The 22,250-nt window shown below is 40.9% G+C and carries 15 protein-coding genes, 1 pseudogene and 2 riboswitches; all 16 genes and pseudogenes read left to right on the top strand.

From position 1 onward, the window contains the following. Nucleotides 1–438 precede the first annotated feature (438 nt). The 16 genes and pseudogenes from dfrF (at nt 439) to ACYQ5K_RS15440 (ending at nt 21,632) form a co-directional block, all read left to right on the top strand. A pseudogene (gene dfrF, locus ACYQ5K_RS15365) lies at nt 439–934 on the top strand (trimethoprim-resistant dihydrofolate reductase DfrF). A 104-nt stretch (nt 935–1,038) separates the two neighbouring features. After that, nucleotides 1,039–1,695, top strand: a complete 657-nt coding sequence (locus ACYQ5K_RS15370; RefSeq protein WP_002303420.1) for a hypothetical protein — start codon at nt 1,039–1,041, stop codon at nt 1,693–1,695. Nucleotides 1,696–1,876: 181 nt separating this feature from the next. After that, nucleotides 1,877–2,407 (top strand): dihydrofolate reductase family protein, encoded by a 531-nt coding sequence (locus ACYQ5K_RS15375; protein WP_002303421.1) that lies wholly within the window; start codon nt 1,877–1,879, stop codon nt 2,405–2,407. Nucleotides 2,408–2,769: 362 nt separating this feature from the next. Continuing rightward, nucleotides 2,770–3,936: an XRE family transcriptional regulator gene (locus tag ACYQ5K_RS15380; RefSeq protein WP_009273376.1), complete on the top strand. Its 1,167-nt coding sequence runs from the start codon at nt 2,770–2,772 to the stop codon at nt 3,934–3,936. A gap of 653 nt (nt 3,937–4,589) precedes the next feature. Then, on the top strand, nt 4,590–4,817 hold the full coding sequence (locus ACYQ5K_RS15385; protein WP_009273378.1) for a hypothetical protein: 228 nt from the start codon (nt 4,590–4,592) through the stop codon (nt 4,815–4,817). 111 nt (nt 4,818–4,928) lie between these two features. Next, the gene (locus ACYQ5K_RS15390; RefSeq protein WP_009273379.1) at nt 4,929–6,542 is read left to right on the top strand and encodes a recombinase family protein; all 1,614 of its coding nucleotides are present in this window, start codon (nt 4,929–4,931) and stop codon (nt 6,540–6,542) included. A gap of 463 nt (nt 6,543–7,005) precedes the next feature. Next, the gene (locus tag ACYQ5K_RS15395) at nt 7,006–7,389 is read left to right on the top strand and encodes a VOC family protein (RefSeq protein WP_173689029.1); all 384 of its coding nucleotides are present in this window, start codon (nt 7,006–7,008) and stop codon (nt 7,387–7,389) included. Nucleotides 7,390–7,422: 33 nt separating this feature from the next. Further along, on the top strand, nt 7,423–7,752 hold the full coding sequence (locus tag ACYQ5K_RS15400) for a TfoX/Sxy family protein (RefSeq protein ID WP_459777883.1): 330 nt from the start codon (nt 7,423–7,425) through the stop codon (nt 7,750–7,752). A gap of 268 nt (nt 7,753–8,020) precedes the next feature. Beyond that, on the top strand, nt 8,021–9,121 hold the full coding sequence (gene ychF, locus ACYQ5K_RS15405; RefSeq protein ID WP_173689087.1) for a redox-regulated ATPase YchF: 1,101 nt from the start codon (nt 8,021–8,023) through the stop codon (nt 9,119–9,121). Between the two features lie 264 nt (nt 9,122–9,385). Beyond that, nucleotides 9,386–12,925, top strand: a complete 3,540-nt coding sequence (gene nifJ, locus ACYQ5K_RS15410) for a pyruvate:ferredoxin (flavodoxin) oxidoreductase (protein WP_173689088.1) — start codon at nt 9,386–9,388, stop codon at nt 12,923–12,925. A gap of 178 nt (nt 12,926–13,103) precedes the next feature. Then, a riboswitch (Lysine riboswitch) is annotated at nt 13,104–13,271 on the top strand. Between the two features lie 139 nt (nt 13,272–13,410). Further along, entirely contained in the window at nt 13,411–15,012 is a 1,602-nt protein-coding gene (locus ACYQ5K_RS15415; RefSeq protein WP_243259216.1) for a Na+/H+ antiporter NhaC family protein, read from the top strand. Between the two features lie 233 nt (nt 15,013–15,245). After that, the gene (locus ACYQ5K_RS15420) at nt 15,246–18,170 is read left to right on the top strand and encodes an insulinase family protein (RefSeq protein ID WP_459777884.1); all 2,925 of its coding nucleotides are present in this window, start codon (nt 15,246–15,248) and stop codon (nt 18,168–18,170) included. Between the two features lie 11 nt (nt 18,171–18,181). Next, the gene (gene era / locus ACYQ5K_RS15425; RefSeq protein ID WP_173689090.1) at nt 18,182–19,078 is read left to right on the top strand and encodes a GTPase Era; all 897 of its coding nucleotides are present in this window, start codon (nt 18,182–18,184) and stop codon (nt 19,076–19,078) included. A 116-nt stretch (nt 19,079–19,194) separates the two neighbouring features. After that, the gene (locus ACYQ5K_RS15430; RefSeq protein WP_173689091.1) at nt 19,195–19,365 is read left to right on the top strand and encodes a hypothetical protein; all 171 of its coding nucleotides are present in this window, start codon (nt 19,195–19,197) and stop codon (nt 19,363–19,365) included. Beyond that, complete coding sequence (gene recO / locus ACYQ5K_RS15435) at nt 19,310–20,062, top strand: DNA repair protein RecO (protein WP_173689092.1); 753 nt, start codon at nt 19,310–19,312, stop codon at nt 20,060–20,062. Before ACYQ5K_RS15430 ends, recO begins: the two co-directional genes overlap by 56 nt. 178 nt (nt 20,063–20,240) lie before the next feature. Continuing rightward, a complete protein-coding gene (locus ACYQ5K_RS15440) occupies nt 20,241–21,632 on the top strand; it encodes a glycine--tRNA ligase (RefSeq protein ID WP_173689093.1) in 1,392 nt (463 codons plus the stop codon). A 456-nt stretch (nt 21,633–22,088) separates the two neighbouring features. Continuing rightward, nucleotides 22,089–22,201, top strand: a riboswitch (glycine riboswitch). Nucleotides 22,202–22,250 lie beyond the last annotated feature (49 nt).

A 22,250-nucleotide genomic window follows, 5' to 3' on the forward strand; every position in this document is an offset into this window, starting at 1 on the left:
TGGCAGACTGGGAATGAGGTGTTTCCCAAACAAAAAGATATTAAGAAACAGCCCATGTTTACCTGCTTGCAAACAAAAGAATATTGCTACTAGACTAAGAGATACTACATAAGTGTGTTGGTATCTCTTTTTTGTTGCCGTGAAACAGCAGACTATTTCATTTCTGCTTGATTACCTTAAAACTTATTAGTCTATGGTTTGTCAAGGGCTTGTTGCGTGAGAAATGCTGAATATCACCCTTTACAAAACATAGGCTGATAAGTAACTTTTCAAAAGCAGAAAAGAAATGGCAATGCTTATAACAATATGATATAATGCAGATGAAGACAAAAAAGGAATTTGTCGAGCTGGTTAGTTCGAGATAATTTTGAGTTTGTTAAGATGTGGTGCACTTGATGGAATCACAGGTACGACATCATATTATGGAGGATGAAATAGATGATAGGTTTGATTGTTGCGAGGTCAAAGAATAATGTTATAGGCAAGAATGGTAATATACCATGGAAAATAAAGGGAGAACAAAAGCAATTTAGAGAGTTAACAACGGGTAATGTGGTTATTATGGGGCGAAAGTCTTATGAAGAAATCGGTCATCCGTTGCCTAATAGAATGAATATTGTTGTTTCCACCACAACAGAGTATCAAGGAGATAATTTAGTTTCAGTTAAATCATTAGAAGATGCATTATTATTGGCTAAAGGACGAGATGTATACATATCTGGTGGATATGGACTATTTAAGGAAGCTTTGCAAATAGTAGATAAAATGTATATCACAGAAGTAGATTTAAATATTGAAGATGGAGATACATTCTTTCCAGAATTTGATATCAATGATTTTGAAGTTTTGATAGGGGAAACACTTGGTGAGGAAGTGAAATATACGAGAACATTTTATGTAAGGAAAAAATGAATTGAGTAAATTTTGGATTTAGGGTGTTTTCATAAATATATTGCTTTTTATGCATATATAAATTGTTGTAAGACAAATTCCAGTTTGTATGGGGCGATAAAATCAGAATTTGAGAGAGGATTGAATATGAATAAGGAATGGTCTGAACTTAATAAAACAATGCAGGCACAAATAAAAAAGAAAGATACTTATAAGAGGGGTATTGATACTTTACTTACTTTACGAAGTCAGTTAATACAAACCTTAGTATCTTTCAAAGAAGAATTATGCAGAGAAGATTTTAACTCAATCCCCTTCATAAACGCTGATGGTTATCATAGTAAGACGATTGCTTATTCTATTTGGCATATTTTCCGCATTGAAGATATAGTTGTGCATACAGTGATAAATGAAGATGAACAAGTATTTTTTGCAGGCAATTATCAAGAGCGTATCAATTCACCTATCATTACAACAGGAAATGAACTCATGAAACAGCAGATTGCAGACTTTTCAAAACAGCTTAATCTGGAAGAATTATATTTATATATTTTCGAAGTATGGGAAAGCACTGAGAAAATGCTTGAACGGTTATCTTATGATGAATTGAAAAGAAAAATACCGAAAGAAAGAAAAGGATACTTAGAATCGTTGAATGTAGTAAACGACAATGAAAAAGCAATTTGGCTGATTGATTATTGGTGTAATAAAGATATTTGTGGACTAATTCAAATGCCGTTTTCAAGACATTGGATTATGCACACAGAAGCCTGTTTGCGTATAAAGAACAAGATACATTCATAGGCAAAAATTTCAGTTTGTAGAACTAAGGAAATTGGAATTTAAGGAGGAATAAAGTATGGTTAGTGATTTTATAAGAGCAGCATTTCCATGGATTTTAATGGGTTTATTTGTAGCAATCAGTTGTTCCCTTATGAGTAAAAAAGAGAAATAAATTCCTGTTTGTATTTATAAAAGAGAAAAAATGAGAAAAGTAGTTTTATTTATTGCCATGAGCCTTGACGGATATATTGCGGACGGTAATGGTGGAGTAGCTTGGCTAAATGGTCATGGAAATGACAATGAAAACATCGACACTTATACAGAATTTACCAAAGATATAGATACTGTCTTAATGGGGTGGAATACTTCTCATCAGGTTGTTACTGAACTTTCTCCGCAAGAATGGGTATATAATAAATTTACAACTTATGTATTAACACATAAAGAGTGCAATTCTTCCCAACAAATTCATTTTACAAGTGAAAATCCTGTTTTATTATTGGAACGGCTAAAACAAGAAGCAGGAAAGGATATTTGGATTTGTGGCGGAGCAAATCTTGTTCAGCAGTTGGTAAGCAAAAATATGATTGATAAATATTACATTTCTGTTATTCCTACTCTGTTAGGAAATGGGGTTCGTCTTTTGGGCAACATAGACAGGGAAATAAAGTTAAGGCTTTGTAAAACACAGACTTATAACGGAATAACCGATTTGATTTATATGCGTAGATAACTAGAGAGAAACAGAAAAGCTGTTAAACCGACGGAGCGATCCGACCACGTTGGCGGGAAAATCCTTAAGATTTTTCCGCCATGCTTGCAAGGGGGCGGTTCGCTTCGGCGGTTCGGCGAGCTTGCGAGCCGTTCAAAGCCCCCGTTATCTAACAGGGGGGTACTATTACAAAAGACAAGAGCAAAAACAAATACAAAACTGCTGATATGCAACGATTTACAAGGTTATAAGAACTTATTTCACTTCACATCCTATTTTTTCGATCCGACAGGTCTAAAACAGCATATCAATAGCAAATAATGATAAGATACAAGGCGTATGCTTCTATGAGTATATGCCTTTTTTGATTGGAGGAATAAAGCATGAATGATATGAAATTTATTGAAACATTAAAGCAAAAGAGAAAAGACTGTGATTATTCGCAATCACGACTGGCACAGGAATTGCAAATCAGCAGGCAGAACTTAAATGAAATTGAAAACGGAAAAACAAAAGCCAGTAAAGAAATGAAACATATACTTCTACATTATCTTGATTATTGTAATTGTACTCAGCCTTTCACTTTAACGATTGACTACCTGCGTGTTCGTTTTCTCACCACAGACGCATTGGAAATTATAAAAAATGTACTGGCAATGAAGAGCGAATATTTTATCCATGAAGATTACGGAATGTATGGCTATGAAGAACAGTATGTCTATGGGGATATTAGTGTAAATGCTTCTAAAGATAGTTCTATGGGTGTTTTATTGGAATTAAGAGGTATGGGGTGTCGGAACTTGGAATATGTTTTACAGGCAAGAGGGATAGACTGGTATTACTTTTTAAGATGTTGTATAGATTATCAAGGTGTTTTTAAACGCATAGATTTAGCGGTCAATGATATGGGCGGACTGCTGGATATAGAAATTCTAAGGGAACGCTATTATGCCAACAAGGTATGGAAACGTTCAAGAACCCATGAAGCAGTAGACAGCGGGAAATTATCGGGTACACATGGAGATACTGCAAAAACCTTTTATATCGGTTCAAAGAATAGTTCCATCTACTTTTGCCTGTATGAAAAAGAAAAGGAACAAAAAAGCAAAGGTATAAAAACAAACATTAAGAACCGCTTTGAAATTCGTTTAAAAAATGGAAAAGCAGAACAAACGATAGAACAACTTGTTTTTACAAGAAATCCCGAACAGACCATAGCAAGCCTTATCCTCACACAGATAGATTTTCCCGATTATATTTTATGGGATATATTTTTAGATAATGTAACGACCTCACTTCCGTTTATTATGACGCCTGTTGCTGTCAATATGGAGAAAACAAAACGCTGGTTAGAAAGACAGGTCATGCCCTCTTTATTGATGATAAAAGAGATTGAAAAGAAAACAGGAGCAAATTATCTGGAAGAAATCGACAGACATACAAGACTAACAGAAAAGCAGGAATTAAAAATTAAACAAATGACAACAGACATAGCAGATATGATTGAGAAAGATACCGCTGTTCCACAAGGGAATGACGGTATTTTTTAATTTCTTCAAAAAATCTGCAACAAAACGGTTACTTGCGTACAGATATGGTGCAAGGAAAGGAAATCTGACTTTTTTTGAAAACAGGTCATTAAATCGGTGGTTGCTGTCCCTATATGATGTGAAAGAAGAAACGATTTTCAATTTCAACTTAACAATCCGTAGTTTCCATTCCCTATATGGAGCAAAGAAAATCTTTCATTCCATAGTTGGTAGTAATAGTGTTGCATGGGTAGTTAGGGTGTGAAAAGAAAATCAGATTTTTTCATCACCAACTTAGCAGAATGACACTTTCTTTCCCTATATGGTGCAGGAAAAGAGAAAAGTTTTGAAGATTGGTTACGCTTCTGCTCTTTTCCAACGCGGTATATAGGAAAGACGATTTTCTTCTTTCATGTTCTTTGACAACTGAATAAAGCAGTTCAATACGTTTGACAGACAGCGAGCCGTTGAAACAGATACGCCATGACCTTTCCCCTGCAAAAGCGAGCGACAACTTATTTGTGTTCCTGTAAAAGATTTGTTCTCTTTTATCGCCATGACCTGTCCTGTCTGATAATGATACTCCCGTACAGCCACAGCTTGAGCGTTCAGAGCGTCGCACGCAATGGGTACGGCTACATAAGAACTATGCAGAGGTGGAACTCCTGTGGGCTATGACAAAAGCCGTTGAATTGCTTAGAAAAGATTTTTACAGAAAGGGGGTATGTGTTATTGCTGATATTGTAAAAACAAGGCAGGAAAAGACAAATAATAAGCGTGGCATTGGCAACAGAGGAAAAACAAAGATTGTTATAAAAGAGCATTTTTCCGAAAAGGGAAAGACAATGGGAGAACTTCTGACAGATGTTATGCTGGAAAAAGCAAAGCAGACAATCGCATAAAATCGGTGCAGTTGTAAGAAATAGATTGAATGACAAAAAGTACCCGTGTTATACTTTACTTGCAAGCAGGTATTGTAAACACGGGTTAGTTATAAAGGAGGATAACTGACAATGAAACAACAGATTTACAATACTGCACTTTATCTTAGGTTAAGCCGAGATGATGAATTACAGGGCGAAAGTTCCAGCATTACCACACAAAGAAGTATGTTGCGTCTATATGCAAAAGAACATCATTTGAATGTGATTGATGAATATATTGATGACGGCTGGTCGGGAACAAATTTTGAAAGACCGAGTTTCCAGAGAATGATTGAAGATATAGAGGCAGGAAAAATCAACTGTGTTGTAACGAAAGACCTTTCCCGACTTGGCAGAAATTATATTATGACAGGACAATATACAGAATTGTATTTTCCCAGCCATAATGTCCGTTACATAGCGATTGACGACGGTGTAGACAGCGAAAAAGGCGAAAGTGAGATTGCACCATTTAAAAATATCATTAATGAATGGGTGGCAAGAGATACAAGCCGTAAAGTGAAATCGGCATTTAAGACAAAATTTGCAGAGGGTGCGTATTATGGGGCTTATGCTCCGTTAGGATATAAGAAACACCCCGACATCAAAGGAAAACTGCTGGTTGATGAGGAAACAAAATGGATTGTTGAAAAAATCTTCTCCCTAGCCTATCAAGGTTACGGTAGTGCAAAAATCACAAAGGTACTGCGAGAAGAAAAAGTTCCGACAGCGTCTTGGCTGAATTTCACAAGGTACGGTACTTTTGCACACATCTTTGAGGGAAAGCCCGAAAGCAAGCGTTATGAGTGGACGATTGCTCATGTCAAGGCAATCTTAAAAAGTGAAGTCTATATCGGAAACAGCGTTCATAATCGACAATCAACAGTTTCATTCAAGAGCAAGAAAAAAGTGCGTAAGCCCGAAAGTGAATGGTTTCGAGTAGAAAATACCCATGAACCGATTATTGACAAGGAAGTGTTCTATCGTGTGCAGGAACAGATAAAATCAAGGCGTAGACAGACAAAGGAAAAAGCAACGCCGATATTTGCAGGGCTTGTCAAGTGTGCGGATTGTGGCTGGTCTATGCGGTTTGCGACAAATAAGGCAAATAAAACGCCATACAGTTATTATGCTTGCAGTTACTACGGGCAGTTTGGCAAAGGTACTTGTTCTATGCACTATATCCGTTATGATGTGTTGTATCAAGCCGTATTGGAACGATTGCAGTATTGGGCTAAGGCAGTACAGCAGGACGAAGAAAAGGTGTTGAATAAGATACAAAAGGCTGGCAATGCAGAGCGAATACGGGAAAAGAAGAAAAAGGCAAGTGCCTTGAAGAAAGCCGAGAACCGACAAAATGAGATTGACCGCTTGTTTGCGAAAATGTACGAAGATAGAGCCTGTGAGAAGATAACGGAACGAAACTTCATCATGCTGTCGGGGAAATATCAGAAAGAACAGATAGAACTGGAACAGCAGATAACCAACCTAAGAGAAGAATTAAGTAAAATGGAACAGGATATGATAGGTGCTGAAAGGTGGATTGAGTTAATCAAGGAGTATTCCGTACCAAAGGAACTGACAGCACCGTTATTAAATGCAATGATAGAAAAAATCCTTATTCACGAAGCAACAACGAATGAGGAGAACGAAAGAATACAGGAAATAGAGATATATTACCGATTTATTGGAAAAGTAGACTGATAAAGAGGGTTCATATCTTTAACTAAGGGAAACTGGGATATCGCAGGGGGACATAAGAATCACATCTCCTGGTTTTCGGATAGTGACAGTGCTTTTTCCTTTGGAAACATCAATACCAACAGCGTTCATAACAGATACTCCTTTGTAATGTATTAGCAATGGTCAATACCAGTTTTCTCATTGCCTATTCAATCTACTGGGTGTTTCACACGAACGTATCAAGGTTCAACCTGCATAAAACGAATGCTGCGAAAGAGTGGCTGGTTGGCTGACTATTTTACGGACGTAAAGTCCTGAGAGAAGGAGGCCAGACCTATTGCTCCACTCATTCTAACAGCTTAAGCAACAAGATGGATAATTCCTTACTGGCTGTAAGGGATATTAACCATAAATATATTGTAGTAGTAGAAGAGAAAAGGCAGATTATTAAACAGCTTATCAATACAGAAGTGGAGGAATAATCATGAGAATTGAACATGTTGCACTTTATGTAAGTGATTTGGAAAGTACAAAAAAATTCTTTATGAAATATTTCAGAGCAAAATCTAATGATGGATATCACAATCAGAAAACAGGCTTTTGTTCTTATTTTCTCACATTTGAGGATGGTGCACGTATTGAAATTATGAATATACCGGAAATGGCTGATTTACCGAAGAAACCAGCTCGTACTGGATATTCACATATAGCTTTTAGCGTGGGAAGTAAGGAAAAAGTGGATGCATTGACAGCAGAACTAAAAGCGGATGGTTATGAGGTTATTAGTGGACCTCGGATTACGGGGGATGGATATTACGAAAGCTGCATTGTTGTGGTTGAGGATAATCAAATTGAGATTACAGTATAATGGGAAAATGCAGGTATTTGAAAGGACAAAGACATGGCTTCTAGCAAAGAATATTTACAATTTATATTAGAGCAGTTATCTGATTTGGAAGAAATTAGTTATCGTGCAATGATGGGAGAATATATCATATATTATCGTGACAGGATTGTCGGAGGCATATATGATGACAGGTTACTTGTGAAACCGACAAAATCTGCAGTTTCTTATATGGCAACTGCGATTTATGAATTACCGTATGAAGGGGCAAAAGAGATGCTGTTAGTAGAAGATGTTGACAGTAAAGAATATTTGGCTGGACTTTTTAAAGCAATGTATGATGAATTGCCAGTACATAAATCAAACAATAAAATAATGAAGTTTTGATAAGGCATTCACCCGGAATGGGTGAGTGTTTTGCTTTCAAGTATTCAAATAACCGGGAAAATTTTTTCATCAAGAACGACCTACCATTGGTGGCAGGCACAACAGATTTATTAGAGAAAATTAAGTTTTACAAATAAGGTCGCTTACAAGTGTAAAGAAAACAGAAACTTAAATATTCACAAAGAGAAAAGGCTATGGTATAATACAGAGTACTGAATTTAGATAATTATACTGAAAATCAAAGGATTTATAGGAGGAAATAGAGAAAATGAAACTTGGTATCGTAGGATTACCTAATGTAGGAAAAAGTACTTTATTTAATTCACTGACAAAAGCAGGAGCAGAATCAGCCAACTACCCATTCTGTACCATTGATCCAAATGTGGGTGTTGTTACTGTACCGGATGAACGTCTGGATGTGCTTGGTGAGATGTATCACACCAAAAAGATCATCCCGGCAGCGATTGAGTTTGTAGATATTGCAGGCCTTGTAAAAGGTGCATCCAAAGGAGAAGGTCTTGGAAACCAGTTTCTCGCAAATATCCGTGAGGTTGATGCAATTGTTCATGTAGTACGTTGTTTCGAGGATAGCAATATTGTCCATGTAGACGGAAATATCGATCCGCTGCGTGACATTGAGACGATCAACCTGGAGCTGATCTTTTCAGACCTTGAGATCCTGGAAAGAAGAATTTCCAAAGCAGTCAGAGCAGCAAGAAATGACAAGACGATCGCAAAAGAGCTGGCACTGATGGAAAGAATTAAAGCACATCTGGAAGATGGAAAGATGGCAAAGAGCTTTGATGATATCAATGACGAAGATGAACAGCAGTGGCTGGAAAGCTACAATCTTCTGACCTACAAGCCGGTTATTTTTGCTGCAAATGTGGCAGAAGATGATCTTGCAGATGATGGTGCGAGTAATGCAGGAGTACAGGCGGTCCGTGAGTATGCAAAAAAAGAGGACTGCGAAGTATTCGTTGTATGTGCGGAAATTGAGCAGGAGATCGCGGAACTTGATGATGATGAAAAGAGTATGTTCCTGGAAGAACTGGGACTTAAGGAATCTGGTCTTGAAAAGCTGATCAAGGCAAGCTACAGCCTTCTTGGACTGATCAGTTACCTGACAGCAGGAGAACCGGAAGTCCGTGCATGGACGATCAAAAAAGGAACGAAAGCACCACAGGCAGCAGGAAAGATCCATTCTGATTTTGAAAGAGGATTCATCCGCGCTGAGATCGTATCCTATGATGACTTGATGGCATGTGGCACTTATAACGCTGCAAAAGAAAAAGGCCTGGTGAGACTGGAAGGTAAGGAGTATGTTGTACAGGACGGAGATATTATCCTGTTCAGATTCAACGTATAATATTTGTTAAAAAAGTAAGTGATAATGTATGACGAGAGACGGACAGATGTCCGTCTCTTTTGTAATGCAAGATAGTCAAAACTTACTATAGTTTACATAAAACAACCTTCTAAAATGCAGGGTTTGTACGTCAAAAGGAACAATCAGAACATTAAAATGACTGGACTTTTCATATATGAACAGCTATAATAATATCGAACGAAAGTGTAGAAAAATTTTAACACAAGTAAAAGTTTTGACACAATCTAAGGAGGAACAAAGAAAATGGCAAGATCAATGAAGACCATGGATGGTAACCATGCAGCTGCTCATGCTTCTTATGCTTATACAGAAGTTGCTGCTATTTACCCGATCACACCTTCATCTGTAATGGCTGAAGCCACAGACGAATGGGCAACACAAGGAAGAAAGAATATTTTTGGTCAGACTGTTCAGGTAACAGAAATGCAGTCTGAAGCAGGTGCAGCAGGTACTGTACACGGCTCACTGTCAGCAGGTGCGCTTACTACTACTTACACAGCTTCCCAGGGCTTACTTCTTATGATTCCTAACTTATATAAAATTGCTGGTGAACAGCTTCCGGGTGTATTCAACGTATCTGCCCGTGCAGTAGCTTCACACGCTCTTAATATTTTTGGTGATCATTCAGATGTTTACGCCTGTCGTCAGACTGGATGCGCAATGCTCTGTGAATCCAGCGTACAGGAAGTTATGGACCTGACACCGGTTGCACACTGTGCAGCACTGAAAGGTAAAATTCCATTCATTAACTTCTTCGATGGTTTCCGTACATCACACGAAATCCAGAAGATCGAAACATGGGATTACGAAGATCTGGAAGATCTCGTAGATAAGGATGCAATCAAGGAATTCCGTGCACATGCACTGAACCCGAACCATCCATGTGAAAGAGGATCAGCTCAGAACCCGGATACATTCTTCCAGGCTCGTGAAGCATGTAACCCATACTACGATGCTATGCCGGCAATCGTACAGGAATACATGGACAAAGTTAACGCTAAGATCGGAACAAACTACAAACTGTTCAACTACCATGGTGCAGAAGACGCTGAAAGCGTAATCATCGCTATGGGATCTGTTTGTGACACAATCGATGAAACAATCGATTACTTACTTGCTCAGGGCAAGAAGGTTGGCGTTGTTAAAGTTCGTCTTTACAGACCATTCTGTGCACAGGCACTTGTAGATGCAATTCCGGATACTGTTAAGTACATCAACGTTCTTGACAGAACAAAAGAACCAGGATCTCTTGGAGAACCTCTGTACCTTGACGTTGTTGCAGCTCTTAAAGGAACAAAATTCGATGCTGTTAAGATCAACTCAGGACGTTACGGACTTGGTTCTAAAGATACAACACCGGCTCAGGTTGTTGCTGTATTCGAGAACGAAGCAAAAGCTAAATTCACAATCGGTATCGTTGATGATGTAACAGGACTTTCTCTTGAAGTAGGTGCTCCACTGGTTACAACACCGGAAGGAACAATCAACTGTAAGTTCTGGGGACTTGGAGCTGACGGAACAGTCGGAGCTAACAAGAACTCTATCAAGATCATCGGTGATAACACAGATATGTATGCACAGGCTTACTTTGATTATGATTCAAAGAAATCCGGTGGTGTTACAATGTCTCACCTCCGTTTTGGTAAGAAACCGATCAAATCTACTTACCTGATTCATAAAGCAAACTTTGTTGCATGCCACAACCCGTCATACATCAACAAATACAACATGGTTCAGGAACTTGTAGATGGTGGTACATTCCTTCTTAACTGCCCATGGACAGTAGAAGAACTGGACAAACATCTTCCGGGACAGGTAAAAGCATTCATCGCTAACCATGACATCAAATTCTACACAATCGATGGTATCAAGATCGGTAAAGAAATCGGACTTGGCGGACGTATCAATACAGTTCTTCAGTCTGCATTCTTCAAACTGGCTAACATCATTCCGGAAGAAGAAGCTATCGACCTTATGAAGAAAGCTGCAAAAGCTACATACGGTAAGAAGGGTGATAAGATCGTACAGATGAACTACGATGCTATCGATGCCGGAGCTAAACAGGTTAACGCTGTTGAAGTACCGGAAAGCTGGAAGAACTGCGAAGACGAAGGTCTGTTCACACCAGAAGTTAAGGGTGGAAGAGAAGATGCAGTAGCATTCGTTAAGAATATCCAGGCTAAAGTTAACGCTCAGGAAGGTAACACACTGCCTGTATCTGCATTCAAAGATTATGTAGATGGATCTACACCGTCAGGAACAGCTGCTTACGAAAAACGTGGTATCGCAGTAGATATCCCGATCTGGCAGTCAGAGACATGTATCCAGTGTAACCGTTGTGCATATGTATGTCCGCACGCTGCAATCCGTCCGGTAGCTCTTACAGAAGAAGAACTTGCAAAAGCACCAGAAGGACTGAAAGCAATCGACATGATCGGTATGCCGGGAATGAAGTTCACAATGACTGTATCAGCTTATGACTGTACAGGATGTGGCTCTTGTGCAAATGTCTGCCCAGGTAAGAAGGGTGAAAAAGCTCTTGTTATGGGTAACATGGAAGAAAACGCTGGAGAACAGGTATACTTCGACTTTGGTACAGAAATCGAAGTAAAACCAGAAGTTGTTGCTAAATTTAAAGAAAATACAGTAAAAGGATCTCAGTTCAAACAGCCACTGCTTGAGTTCTCAGGAGCTTGTGCTGGATGTGGAGAGACTCCATACGCTAAACTTATCACACAGTTATTTGGTGACAGAATGTACATCGCTAACGCAACAGGATGTTCATCTATCTGGGGTAACTCATCACCGTCTACACCTTACACAGTAAACTCTAAGGGACAGGGACCGGCTTGGTCTAACTCACTGTTCGAAGATGCTGCTGAGTTTGGTTACGGTATGTTACTTGCTCAGAAAGCAATTAGAGAAGGTCTGAAAGCTAAAGTTGAAGAAGTTGCTGCATCAGATAAAGCCAGCGAAGAAGCAAAAGCTGCTTGCAACGAATGGCTTGAAACATACGGATGTGGAGCTACTAACGGAACAGCTACAGACAAACTTGTTGCTGCATTAGAAGGATGCGACTGCCCGACATGCAAAGATATCGTTGAAAAGAAAGACTTCCTCGCTAAGAAATCTCAGTGGATCTTCGGTGGTGACGGATGGGCTTACGATATCGGATTCGGTGGTGTTGACCACGTACTTGCAAGTGGAAAAGACATCAACGTAATGGTATTCGATACAGAAGTTTACTCTAACACAGGTGGACAGTCTTCTAAGTCTACTAAGACTGGTGCTATCGCTCAGTTCGCAGCAGGCGGAAAAGAAACTAAGAAGAAAGACCTTGCTTCTATCGCAATGAGCTACGGTTACGTATACGTTGCACAGATCGCTATGGGTGCTGACTTCAACCAGACTGTAAAAGCTATCGCAGAAGCTGAAGCATATCCGGGACCATCCCTGATCATCGCTTACGCTCCATGTATCAACCATGGTATCAAGAAAGGTATGAGCAAAGCTCAGACAGAAGAACAGCTTGCAGTTGAATGTGGATACTGGAACAACTTCCGTTTCAATCCAGAAGCAGAAGGATCTAAGTTCACTCTTGACAGCAAAGCACCAGACCTTGCTGGATACGAAGAATTCCTTAACGGAGAAGTTCGTTACAACGCTCTTGCAAGATTCAATCCTGAAAAGGCTAAAGTTCTGTTTGCTAAGAACGAAGAAGAAGCAAAAGCTAGATATGCATATCTGCAGAAACTCGTTACACTGTACGGTTCTGAAGAATAAGATTGACTTGAATGAGGAGTCAGGGACGAAAGTCTCTGGCTCCTTTTGTCGTGGCACATTCAAAAGTCTGGGAGTGGTATGTGGTGGAAAGGGACTGGCAATTTATGTATAAATAGTAATTATCTCTTGCAAAAATGAAAATTTTATAGTATGGTTGATAAAGAAAATGATGAATATTCAGCTTGATAGAGGCGCGGGATTTATCAGTACCGTCTGAGTGATATGGCAGGGAAGCCATCAGATGGGAAAGGAGAAACCGCCGAAGGAGCCGGAACCCCAACCCCGGTTTCTGGGACGATGCAGAAGATGCAGCGTACTGTCACACACGTGGAGCGCTATCGGAAGAACATTTAAGGAAGACTAAACATGCCATGAATGCGTTTTGCCGGTGCAAGCGTTATTCATGGCATTTTTATGTTTTAAAACAGGAGGTTTTTTAATTGAGAGAAAAAATGAGAAAGTTAAGCAGTCTGCTCGCAGCTGTAATGATCTGCGTAATGGCAAGTCCCCTTGTCACTTTTGCAGCGGACGCAGAGGAGTATGTACCGAAGATGTACGCCAGTATCTGGTCACTGGTTCCACCGGTGGTTGCGATTGCGCTGGCACTGATCACAAAAGAAGTGTACAGCTCTTTATTTGTAGGTATTTTAGTAGGTGGAATGTTCTATTCTGGATTTTCATTCGAGGGAACCATCACCCATATTTTCCAGGAAGGGATCGTAAGTGTGCTTTCTGACAGCTATAATGTGGGAATCCTGATCTTCCTGGTTATCTTAGGAACCATGGTCTGCCTGATGAATAAGGCAGGAGGATCTGCCGCATTTGGTGAATGGGCAAGTTCCCATATCAAGAGCCGTGTCGGTGCACAGCTTGCAACAATCATTCTTGGTGTGCTGATCTTTATCGATGACTATTTTAACTGTCTGACAGTCGGAAGTGTGATGCGTCCGGTAACGGATGCGCAGAATGTTTCCAGAGCAAAGCTTGCGTATCTGATCGATGCGACAGCAGCTCCGGTATGTATCATTGCCCCGATTTCATCCTGGGCAGCAGCTGTTACCGGATTCGTAGAAGGGGAAGATGGATTTTCGATTTTTATTCGTGCGATTCCATATAACTTCTATGCAATCCTTACCATCCTGATGATGGTTGCAATGGTTGTGATGAAGGTTGAGTATGGTCCGATGAAGGTTCATGAAGATAATGCGAAAAAAGGTGATATTTACACCACACCGGACAGACCGTATGCAAATGCGGAGGAAGAGACAGTGGATAACTGTAAAGGAAAAGTAATGGATCTTCTGATCCCGATCATTTCACTGATCATCTGCTGTGTGATCGGAATGATCTACACTGGTGGGTTCTTTGACGGAGTCGGTTTTGTAGAAGCATTTTCAGGAAGTGATGCTTCCCAGGGACTGGTGTACGGAAGCTTCTTTGCTTTTGTGATCACAATCGTGCTGTATCTGGTAAGACGTGTGCTGAAATTCGATGAGTGTATGGCATGTCTCCCGGATGGATTTAAGGCGATGGTTCCGGCAATCCTGATTCTTGTTTTTGCATGGACGCTGAAATCTATGACAGACAGTCTTGGAGCTGCAGAATATGTGGCAGGTATTGTGGCAGGAAGTGCGGAAGGCATGGTCAATCTTCTTCCGGCAATCATCTTCCTTGTGGGATGCTTCCTTGCATTTGCGACAGGTACAAGCTGGGGAACATTCGGAATCCTGATCCCGATCGTGGTACATGCATTTGAAGGAAAGAATGAGACGATGATGATCATTGCCATCTCCGCATGTATGGCCGGAGCAGTTTGTGGTGACCACTGTTCACCGATTTCGGATACAACGATCATGGCATCTGCCGGTGCACAGTGCAATCATATTAATCATGTCAATACACAGCTCCCATATGCGGCAAGCTGCGCGGTGATCTCGTTTATCACTTATATTGTTGCCGGATTTGTACAGAGTGCATGGATTGCACTTCCGGCAGGAATTGTTATGATGCTTGCATTTTTGACCTTTATGAAGTTTTCACAGAAGAAGCAGACAGCAGCGGATTTTTCACAGAAGAAAAATGCATAATACAGAAAATGAGGAATGGCTTTCGTAGCTGTTCCTTATTTATTTTCTGTCATAAAAATTCGGTAGACAAGTGACAAAGCAAATTCTTTTTTACTGCCAGAAAATTTATATATAGGATGAGCCTGTGATCGGGATTTAAGGAAAACATTTCCCACCAAGACCTTGTATCAAATCAAAGAAATGTGTACAATGTTATTTATGAGACTAACTACAGAATTTGGAGGAAATCATATATGGATTTAACAAAGCTTACAGCATATGAGATCATCGAGCACAGACCTCTTCCGGATCTGAAATCGGAAGGTGCACTTCTGAAGCACAAGAAGAGTGGTGCGAGAGTGCTTCTGATCTCCAATGATGATGAGAATAAAGTATTTAACATCGGATTCCGTACTCCGACTACGAACAGCACCGGAGTGCCGCATATCATGGAACATACCGTTCTGTGCGGTTCGGAGAAGTTCCCGACCAAGGATCCGTTTGTGGAACTGGTAAAAGGATCGCTGAATACCTTTTTAAATGCGATGACTTATCCGGACAAGACCGTGTATCCGGTTGCAAGCTGTAATGAAAAGGATTTTCAGAATCTGATGGATGTGTATATGGACGCAGTCTTGCATCCGAATATTTACAAACATGAAGAGATCTTCCGTCAGGAAGGCTGGAATTATCGCCTGGAGGAAGCAGATGGGGAGCTTTCTTATAACGGAGTTGTTTATAATGAGATGAAGGGAGCTTTTTCTTCACCGGATGGTGTTCTGGACCGTATGATCCTGAATTCCCTGTTCCCGGATACGACTTATGCAAATGAGTCCGGCGGAGATCCGGATGTGATCCCGGAACTGACTTATGAAGAATATCTGAATTTCCACAGAACCTATTATCATCCGTCCAACAGCTATATTTACCTTTATGGCAATATGGATATGGAGGAAAAATTAAACTGGCTGGATCAGGAATATCTGTCTGCCTATGACAAAAAAGAGGTAGATTCCGAGATCCATCTGCAGAAACCGTTTGAAAAGATGCATGATATCACAAAGCCGTATTCCATTGCAAGCAACGAATCGACAGAGGATAATACCTATCTTTCTTACAATAAAGTCATCGGAACTTCTCTGGATGAAAAGCTGTACCTGGCATTCCAGATCCTGGACTATGCGCTGCTTTCTGCACCGGGAGCACCGATCACAAAGGCACTTCTGGAAGCCGGAATCGGAAAAGATATCAGCGGTTCCTATGACAGCAGCACCTATCAGCCGATCTTTTCCATCGTGGCAAAGAATGCCAATGAAGAGCAGAAGGCAGAATTTGTGAAGGTGATCGAAGATACATTAAAGAGTATCGTGGAAAATGGAATGGACAAAAAGGCACTGGAAGCCGGAATCAATTATCATGAATTCCGTTACCGCGAGGCAGACTTCGGAGGTTATCCGAAGGGGCTGATGTACGGACTGCAGATCTTCGACAGCTGGCTTTATGATGAGACAAAGCCATTTATTCATGTAGAGGCACTGGATACTTTTGTGTTCTTAAAAGAGCAGATCAGTACCGGATATTTTGAAAAACTGATCCAGGCTTATCTTCTGGACAATCAGCACGGCGCACTGGTTACGATCGTACCGGAGCCGGGACGTACAGCCAGACTGGATGAGGAGTTAAAAGCAAAACTGCAGGCATACAAAGAAAGCCTGAGCAGAGAAGAAATTGACAAACTGGTTGCGGATACGAAACATTTACAGGAGTATCAGGAAGAACCGTCAAGTCAGGAAGATCTGGAGAAGATCCCGATGCTGACAAGAGAAGACATTTCCCGTGAGATCGCACCGATTTACAATGAAGAGATGAAGATCGCAGAGATCCCGACCGTTTTCCATGAGATTGAGACCAATGGAATCGGTTATCTGGATCTGCTGTTTGATCTTTCCGATGTACCGGAGAAGGATCTGCCGATGGTGGGACTTCTGCAGGCAGTTCTCGGAATCATTGATACGGAGCATTATGAATACGGAGAGCTCTTCAATGAGATCAACAGACACACCGGAGGAATCGGGACTTCATTGGAGCTTTATCCGGATGTGACAAAGGTCAGAGAAAAAGAATTCAAGGCAACCTTTGAGATCAAGGCAAAAGCACTTTACGGACAGATTCCGTTTGCCATCTGTATGATGAAAGAAATTCTGACTGCATCGAAGCTGGATGATGAAAAGCGTCTGAAAGAGATTCTTTCGATGACAAAGACAAGACTACAGGATCGTTTCCTCTCCGCAGGACATTCGGCAGCAGCACTCCGGGCAATGTCTTATAAATCGCCGATTTCAAAATTTAAAGATACGACAAATGGAATCGGATATTATCAGAACATCCGTGAGATGGAAGAACATTTCGAAGATAAGAAGGAAGAGATTACAAATAGCTTAAAAGCTTTAGCCGAACTGATTTTCAGAAAAGGCAATATGATGATCAGTTACACAGCCACAAGAGAAGGACTTGCCGTTTTAGAAGAGGAGATCGGAAGCTTAAAAGAAGCACTTTATTCGGAGAGAACACCAGAAAGCAGATGCGTACTGCACTGTGAGAAGAAGAACGAAGGATTCAAGACTTCTTCCAAAGTACAGTTTGCGGCAAAGGCAGGCAACTTTATTGATGCCGGAGAAGAATATAACGGAGCACTGCAGATCCTGAAGGTGATCATGAGCTACGAATATCTCTGGATCAATATCCGTGTGAAAGGTGGAGCTTATGGCTGCATGAGCAACTTTAACCGTCTTGGCGAGGGATATTTTGTATCCTACCGTGACCCGAACCTTGGAAGAACGCTTGAGATCTATGATGGAGTTCCGGAATATCTGGAGAACTTCACGGTCAGCGAGCGTGATATGACCAAATACATCATCGGAACGATCAGCAATATCGACCAGCCGATGACACCGGCAACCAAAGGTGACCGTTCCATGAATCTATATATGAATCATGTGAGCGCAGAGATGATCAGAAAAGAAAGAGAGCAGATCCTTACAGCAAACCAGGAGGATATCCGTGCACTTGCAAGTGTGGCACGTGCGGTGCTTGCAAATGATCAGATCTGTGTGATTGGAAATGAAGCAAAGATAGAAGAAGAGAAAGAACTGTTTATGACAGTTGAGAATTTATTTTAAAAGGAGAATGCATGAGAGCAGATTTTAAATCAGGATTTGTAACTTTGATCGGAAGACCGAACGTGGGAAAATCCACCCTTATGAACTATCTGATCGGTCAGAAGATTGCAATTACATCGAATAAACCGCAGACCACCAGAAACAGGATCCAGACGGTGCTTACGACCGAGGAAGGACAGATCGTATTTGTCGATACACCGGGAATCCATAAGGCGAAGAACAAGCTTGGAACCTACATGGTAAATGTGGCAGAGCGCACTTTAAATGAAGTGGATGTGGTGCTGTGGCTGGTTGAGCCGAGTACCTTTATCGGAGCCGGAGAGCAGCACATTGTGCAGCAGCTCGGAAAGGTGACAACTCCGGTCGTGCTGGTCATCAACAAAGCAGATACTGTGAAGAAGGAAGACATCCTTCCGTGTATCGCAAAATACAACGAAGTATACCAGTTTGCAGATATCGTTCCGGTATCTGCAAGAACCGGTGAAAATACGGACGAGCTTTTAAAGGTCATTATGAAATATCTTCCGTATGGACCGCAGTTTTATGATGAAGATACCATTACCGACCAGCCGGAAAGGCAGATCGTGGCAGAGCTGATCCGTGAGAAAGCACTGCATTGTCTGAATGAAGAAATCCCGCACGGAATCGCGGTATCGATCGAGAAGATGAAGGCACGTAAAAAAGTGATGGACATTGAAGCAACGATCATCTGTGAGCGAGACTCCCACAAGGGAATCATCATCGGTAAACAGGGATCCATGCTGAAAAAGATCGGCAGCACGGCAAGATATGAGATCGAGCAGATGCTCGGATGTAAGGTAAATCTCCAGCTTTGGGTAAAAGTAAAGAAAGACTGGAGAGACAGTGATTTTCTGATCAAGAACTTCGGATATAGAGAAGACGAGTAAAAAATGTCAAGGTGTTTCTCTGAAAAACAGCTGGCAGATATTACGCAGTATAGCATCTGAGAATATGGGAGAACCTAATCTTAAAAGGCATAAGAAAAAGATGAGGTGACCGAAGGATGAATCAGGAATACTGGGATCGGTTTGCAAGGACAGGACGGGTGGAGGATTATCTCTCCTACCGGGAAAAGGAAGTCTGCAAAGCGAAAACGGAGAAATACGGGGACAAATGCAGTGAATCAGTTAACAGCAATGACAGGGATGATTCTGTCGGCAGCACCGATCGGTGAATATGATAAAAGAGTCGTGATCCTGACAAAAGAAAAAGGGAAAATATCAGCGTTTGCAAAAGGAGCAAGACGACCGAACAGTCCGCTTGCAGGGGCATGTACGCCTTGTAATTTCGGGAAATTCATGCTGTATGAAGGAAGAAATTCCAACACCCTCCAGTCGGCAGAGATCGAGAATTATTTTGCAGAGCTCCGCACGGATGTGGAAGCGGCATACTATGCATTTTATTTTCTCGAATTTGCAGATTTTTATACAAGGGAAGCTAATGACGAGAGGGAAATGCTGAAGCTTCTTTATCAGACGATGCGCGTGCTGACGAAAAAGATCATTCCATTTGAGCTGGTACGCTACATATTTGAACTGAAGGCACTCAGTGTCAGCGGGGAAGGACCGCAGGTATTTCAGTGTGTCAGATGCGGGAACAGGGAACGTCCCTGTGTGTTCAGTGTGAAGGAGGGCGGTCTGGTCTGCAGTGAATGTGGTCAGAATGTCTATGACGGAATGCGGCTGAATACGTCTACCCTTTATGCCATGCAGTTCATTGTCGGGACACCGGTGGAAAAGCTCTATACCTTTACCTTAAGCGATGAAGTTTTAAAGGAACTGGGAAAGGTAATGGGGCGTTATCTGGATGTATACGTGGATCACAGATTCAAGTCGCTTGAGATTCTGGAGCAGCTCACAGGGCTGAAATAACCGGAAAATTGTATATTAGATTAGAAAATAAAGACAAATTTGGCGAAAATTAGCAGGATAAGCTTGCAAAACCTATATGCAGTAGGTATAATAGGTGAATCAGAGAGGAATAAATGTTATCGCGATAAGTAGCGTTGTTCTTCTAACGAAAAATAAAAAGAATGCGAGGATTAGTGTTATGGTAGAAAAGACAATGGACAAAATTGTAGCTTTGGCAAAATCAAGAGGCTTTGTATATCCGGGGTCTGAAATCTACGGTGGGCTTGCAAATACATGGGATTATGGTAACCTGGGTGTTGAACTTAAGAACAACGTAAAGAGAGCATGGTGGAAGAAATTTATTCAGGAGAATCCGTACAACGTAGGTGTTGACTGTGCGATCCTGATGAATCCGCAGACATGGATCGCTTCCGGACATCTGGGAGGATTCAGTGATCCGCTGATGGACTGTAAGGAATGTCACGAACGTTTCCGTGCAGATAAGATCATTGAAGATTATGCACATGAGCATGGAATTGATATTCCGGACAGCATTGATGGATGGTCACATGAAGAGATGGAAGGATTTATCAAAGAACATGAAGTTCCGTGTCCGACCTGCGGAAAACATAATTTCACAGAGATCCGTGAATTTAACCTGATGTTCAAGACTTTCCAGGGTGTAACAGAAGATGCAAAGAACGTTGTTTACCTTCGTCCTGAGACTGCACAGGGAATCTTCGTAAACTTTAAGAATGTACAGAGAACTTCAAGAAAGAAGCTTCCATTTGGTATTGGTCAGATCGGTAAATCATTCCGTAACGAGATCACACCGGGTAACTTTACATTCCGTACCCGTGAGTTTGAACAGATGGAGCTTGAATTCTTCTGCAAACCGGATACAGACCTTGAATGGTTTGCTTACTGGAAGAAATTCTGTCTCGATTGGCTGTTCTCTCTTGGACTTAAGGATGAGGAGGTCCGTTACAGAGATCATGACAAAGAAGAGCTTTCTTTCTACAGCAAGGCTACAACAGACGTAGAATTCCTCTTCCCATTCGGATGGGGCGAGCTGTGGGGAATCGCAGACAGAACCGATTATGACCTGACACAGCATCAGAATGTATCCGGACAGGATCTGACTTACTTTGATGATGAGACCAATGAAAAATACATTCCATACGTTATCGAGCCATCACTTGGTGCTGACCGTGTGGTACTTGCGTTCCTTTGCGCAGCATATGATGAGGAAGAACTGGAAGACGGTTCTACACGTACCGTTATGCACTTCCATCCGGAACTTGCACCGATTAAGATCGGTGTGCTTCCGCTTTCCAAGAAGCTGAACGAAGGTGCTGAGAAGGTTTATGCAATGCTTAGCAAATACTACAACTGCGAATTCGATGACAGAGGAAATATCGGTAAGAGATATCGCCGTCAGGATGAGATCGGAACACCGTTCTGCGTAACTTATGACTTCGATTCTGAAGAAGACGGAGCAGTTACTGTTCGTGACCGTGATACGATGCAGCAGGAAAGAATTAAAATTGAAGATCTCAAAGCATACTTTGAGAAGAAATTTGAGTGGTAGAGATTTGAAAAGATCCGGATTTCCCTGGTTTGGGAAGTCCGGATCTTTTTGTGCGAAAAAGTTTGTTGGGGAAGTTGTGAGACAAATGGAAGTAGTCAAATTTTTTGATGGATGGGAAAAAGCGGTATGACAGGTTGATGTGGTGAAGCAATGAAAGATAGATTTTCTGAATAAGTGATATTTATGTAGAGGCTTGAAAAATTTGGAATAAAAATGGTAGATACTAGGGAGTGTAATCGTGATAGGTTGGCTAGAATGCGTGGATTTTGAGAAAAAAATTTAATTTGTGAAAATAGACAAAGAGAATGGATGATACAGTTAAAAAATAGTCAATAAAAACGATGATTATAGAGCGAAGCTATTAAATATTCTGACAAATAATAAACAATAAAGAAAATTATTTAACGCTTGACTAATTGTGACGACAATTATATAATGTGTTTAAGTTAAGGTTGGATGATGAATATGTGAGATACTTGTTGTACAGACGGCGCGCACCGTTATTTAATGTACAGCATGAGCCGAAGGGGCAGGCAGAAACTCTCAGGCAAAAGGAACATATTCGGACAACACTCTGGAGAACAATATATATGTATTGTACCGAAGAAGTAGTCTGGA

It is taken from the genome of Allocoprococcus similis (assembly GCF_054660775.1).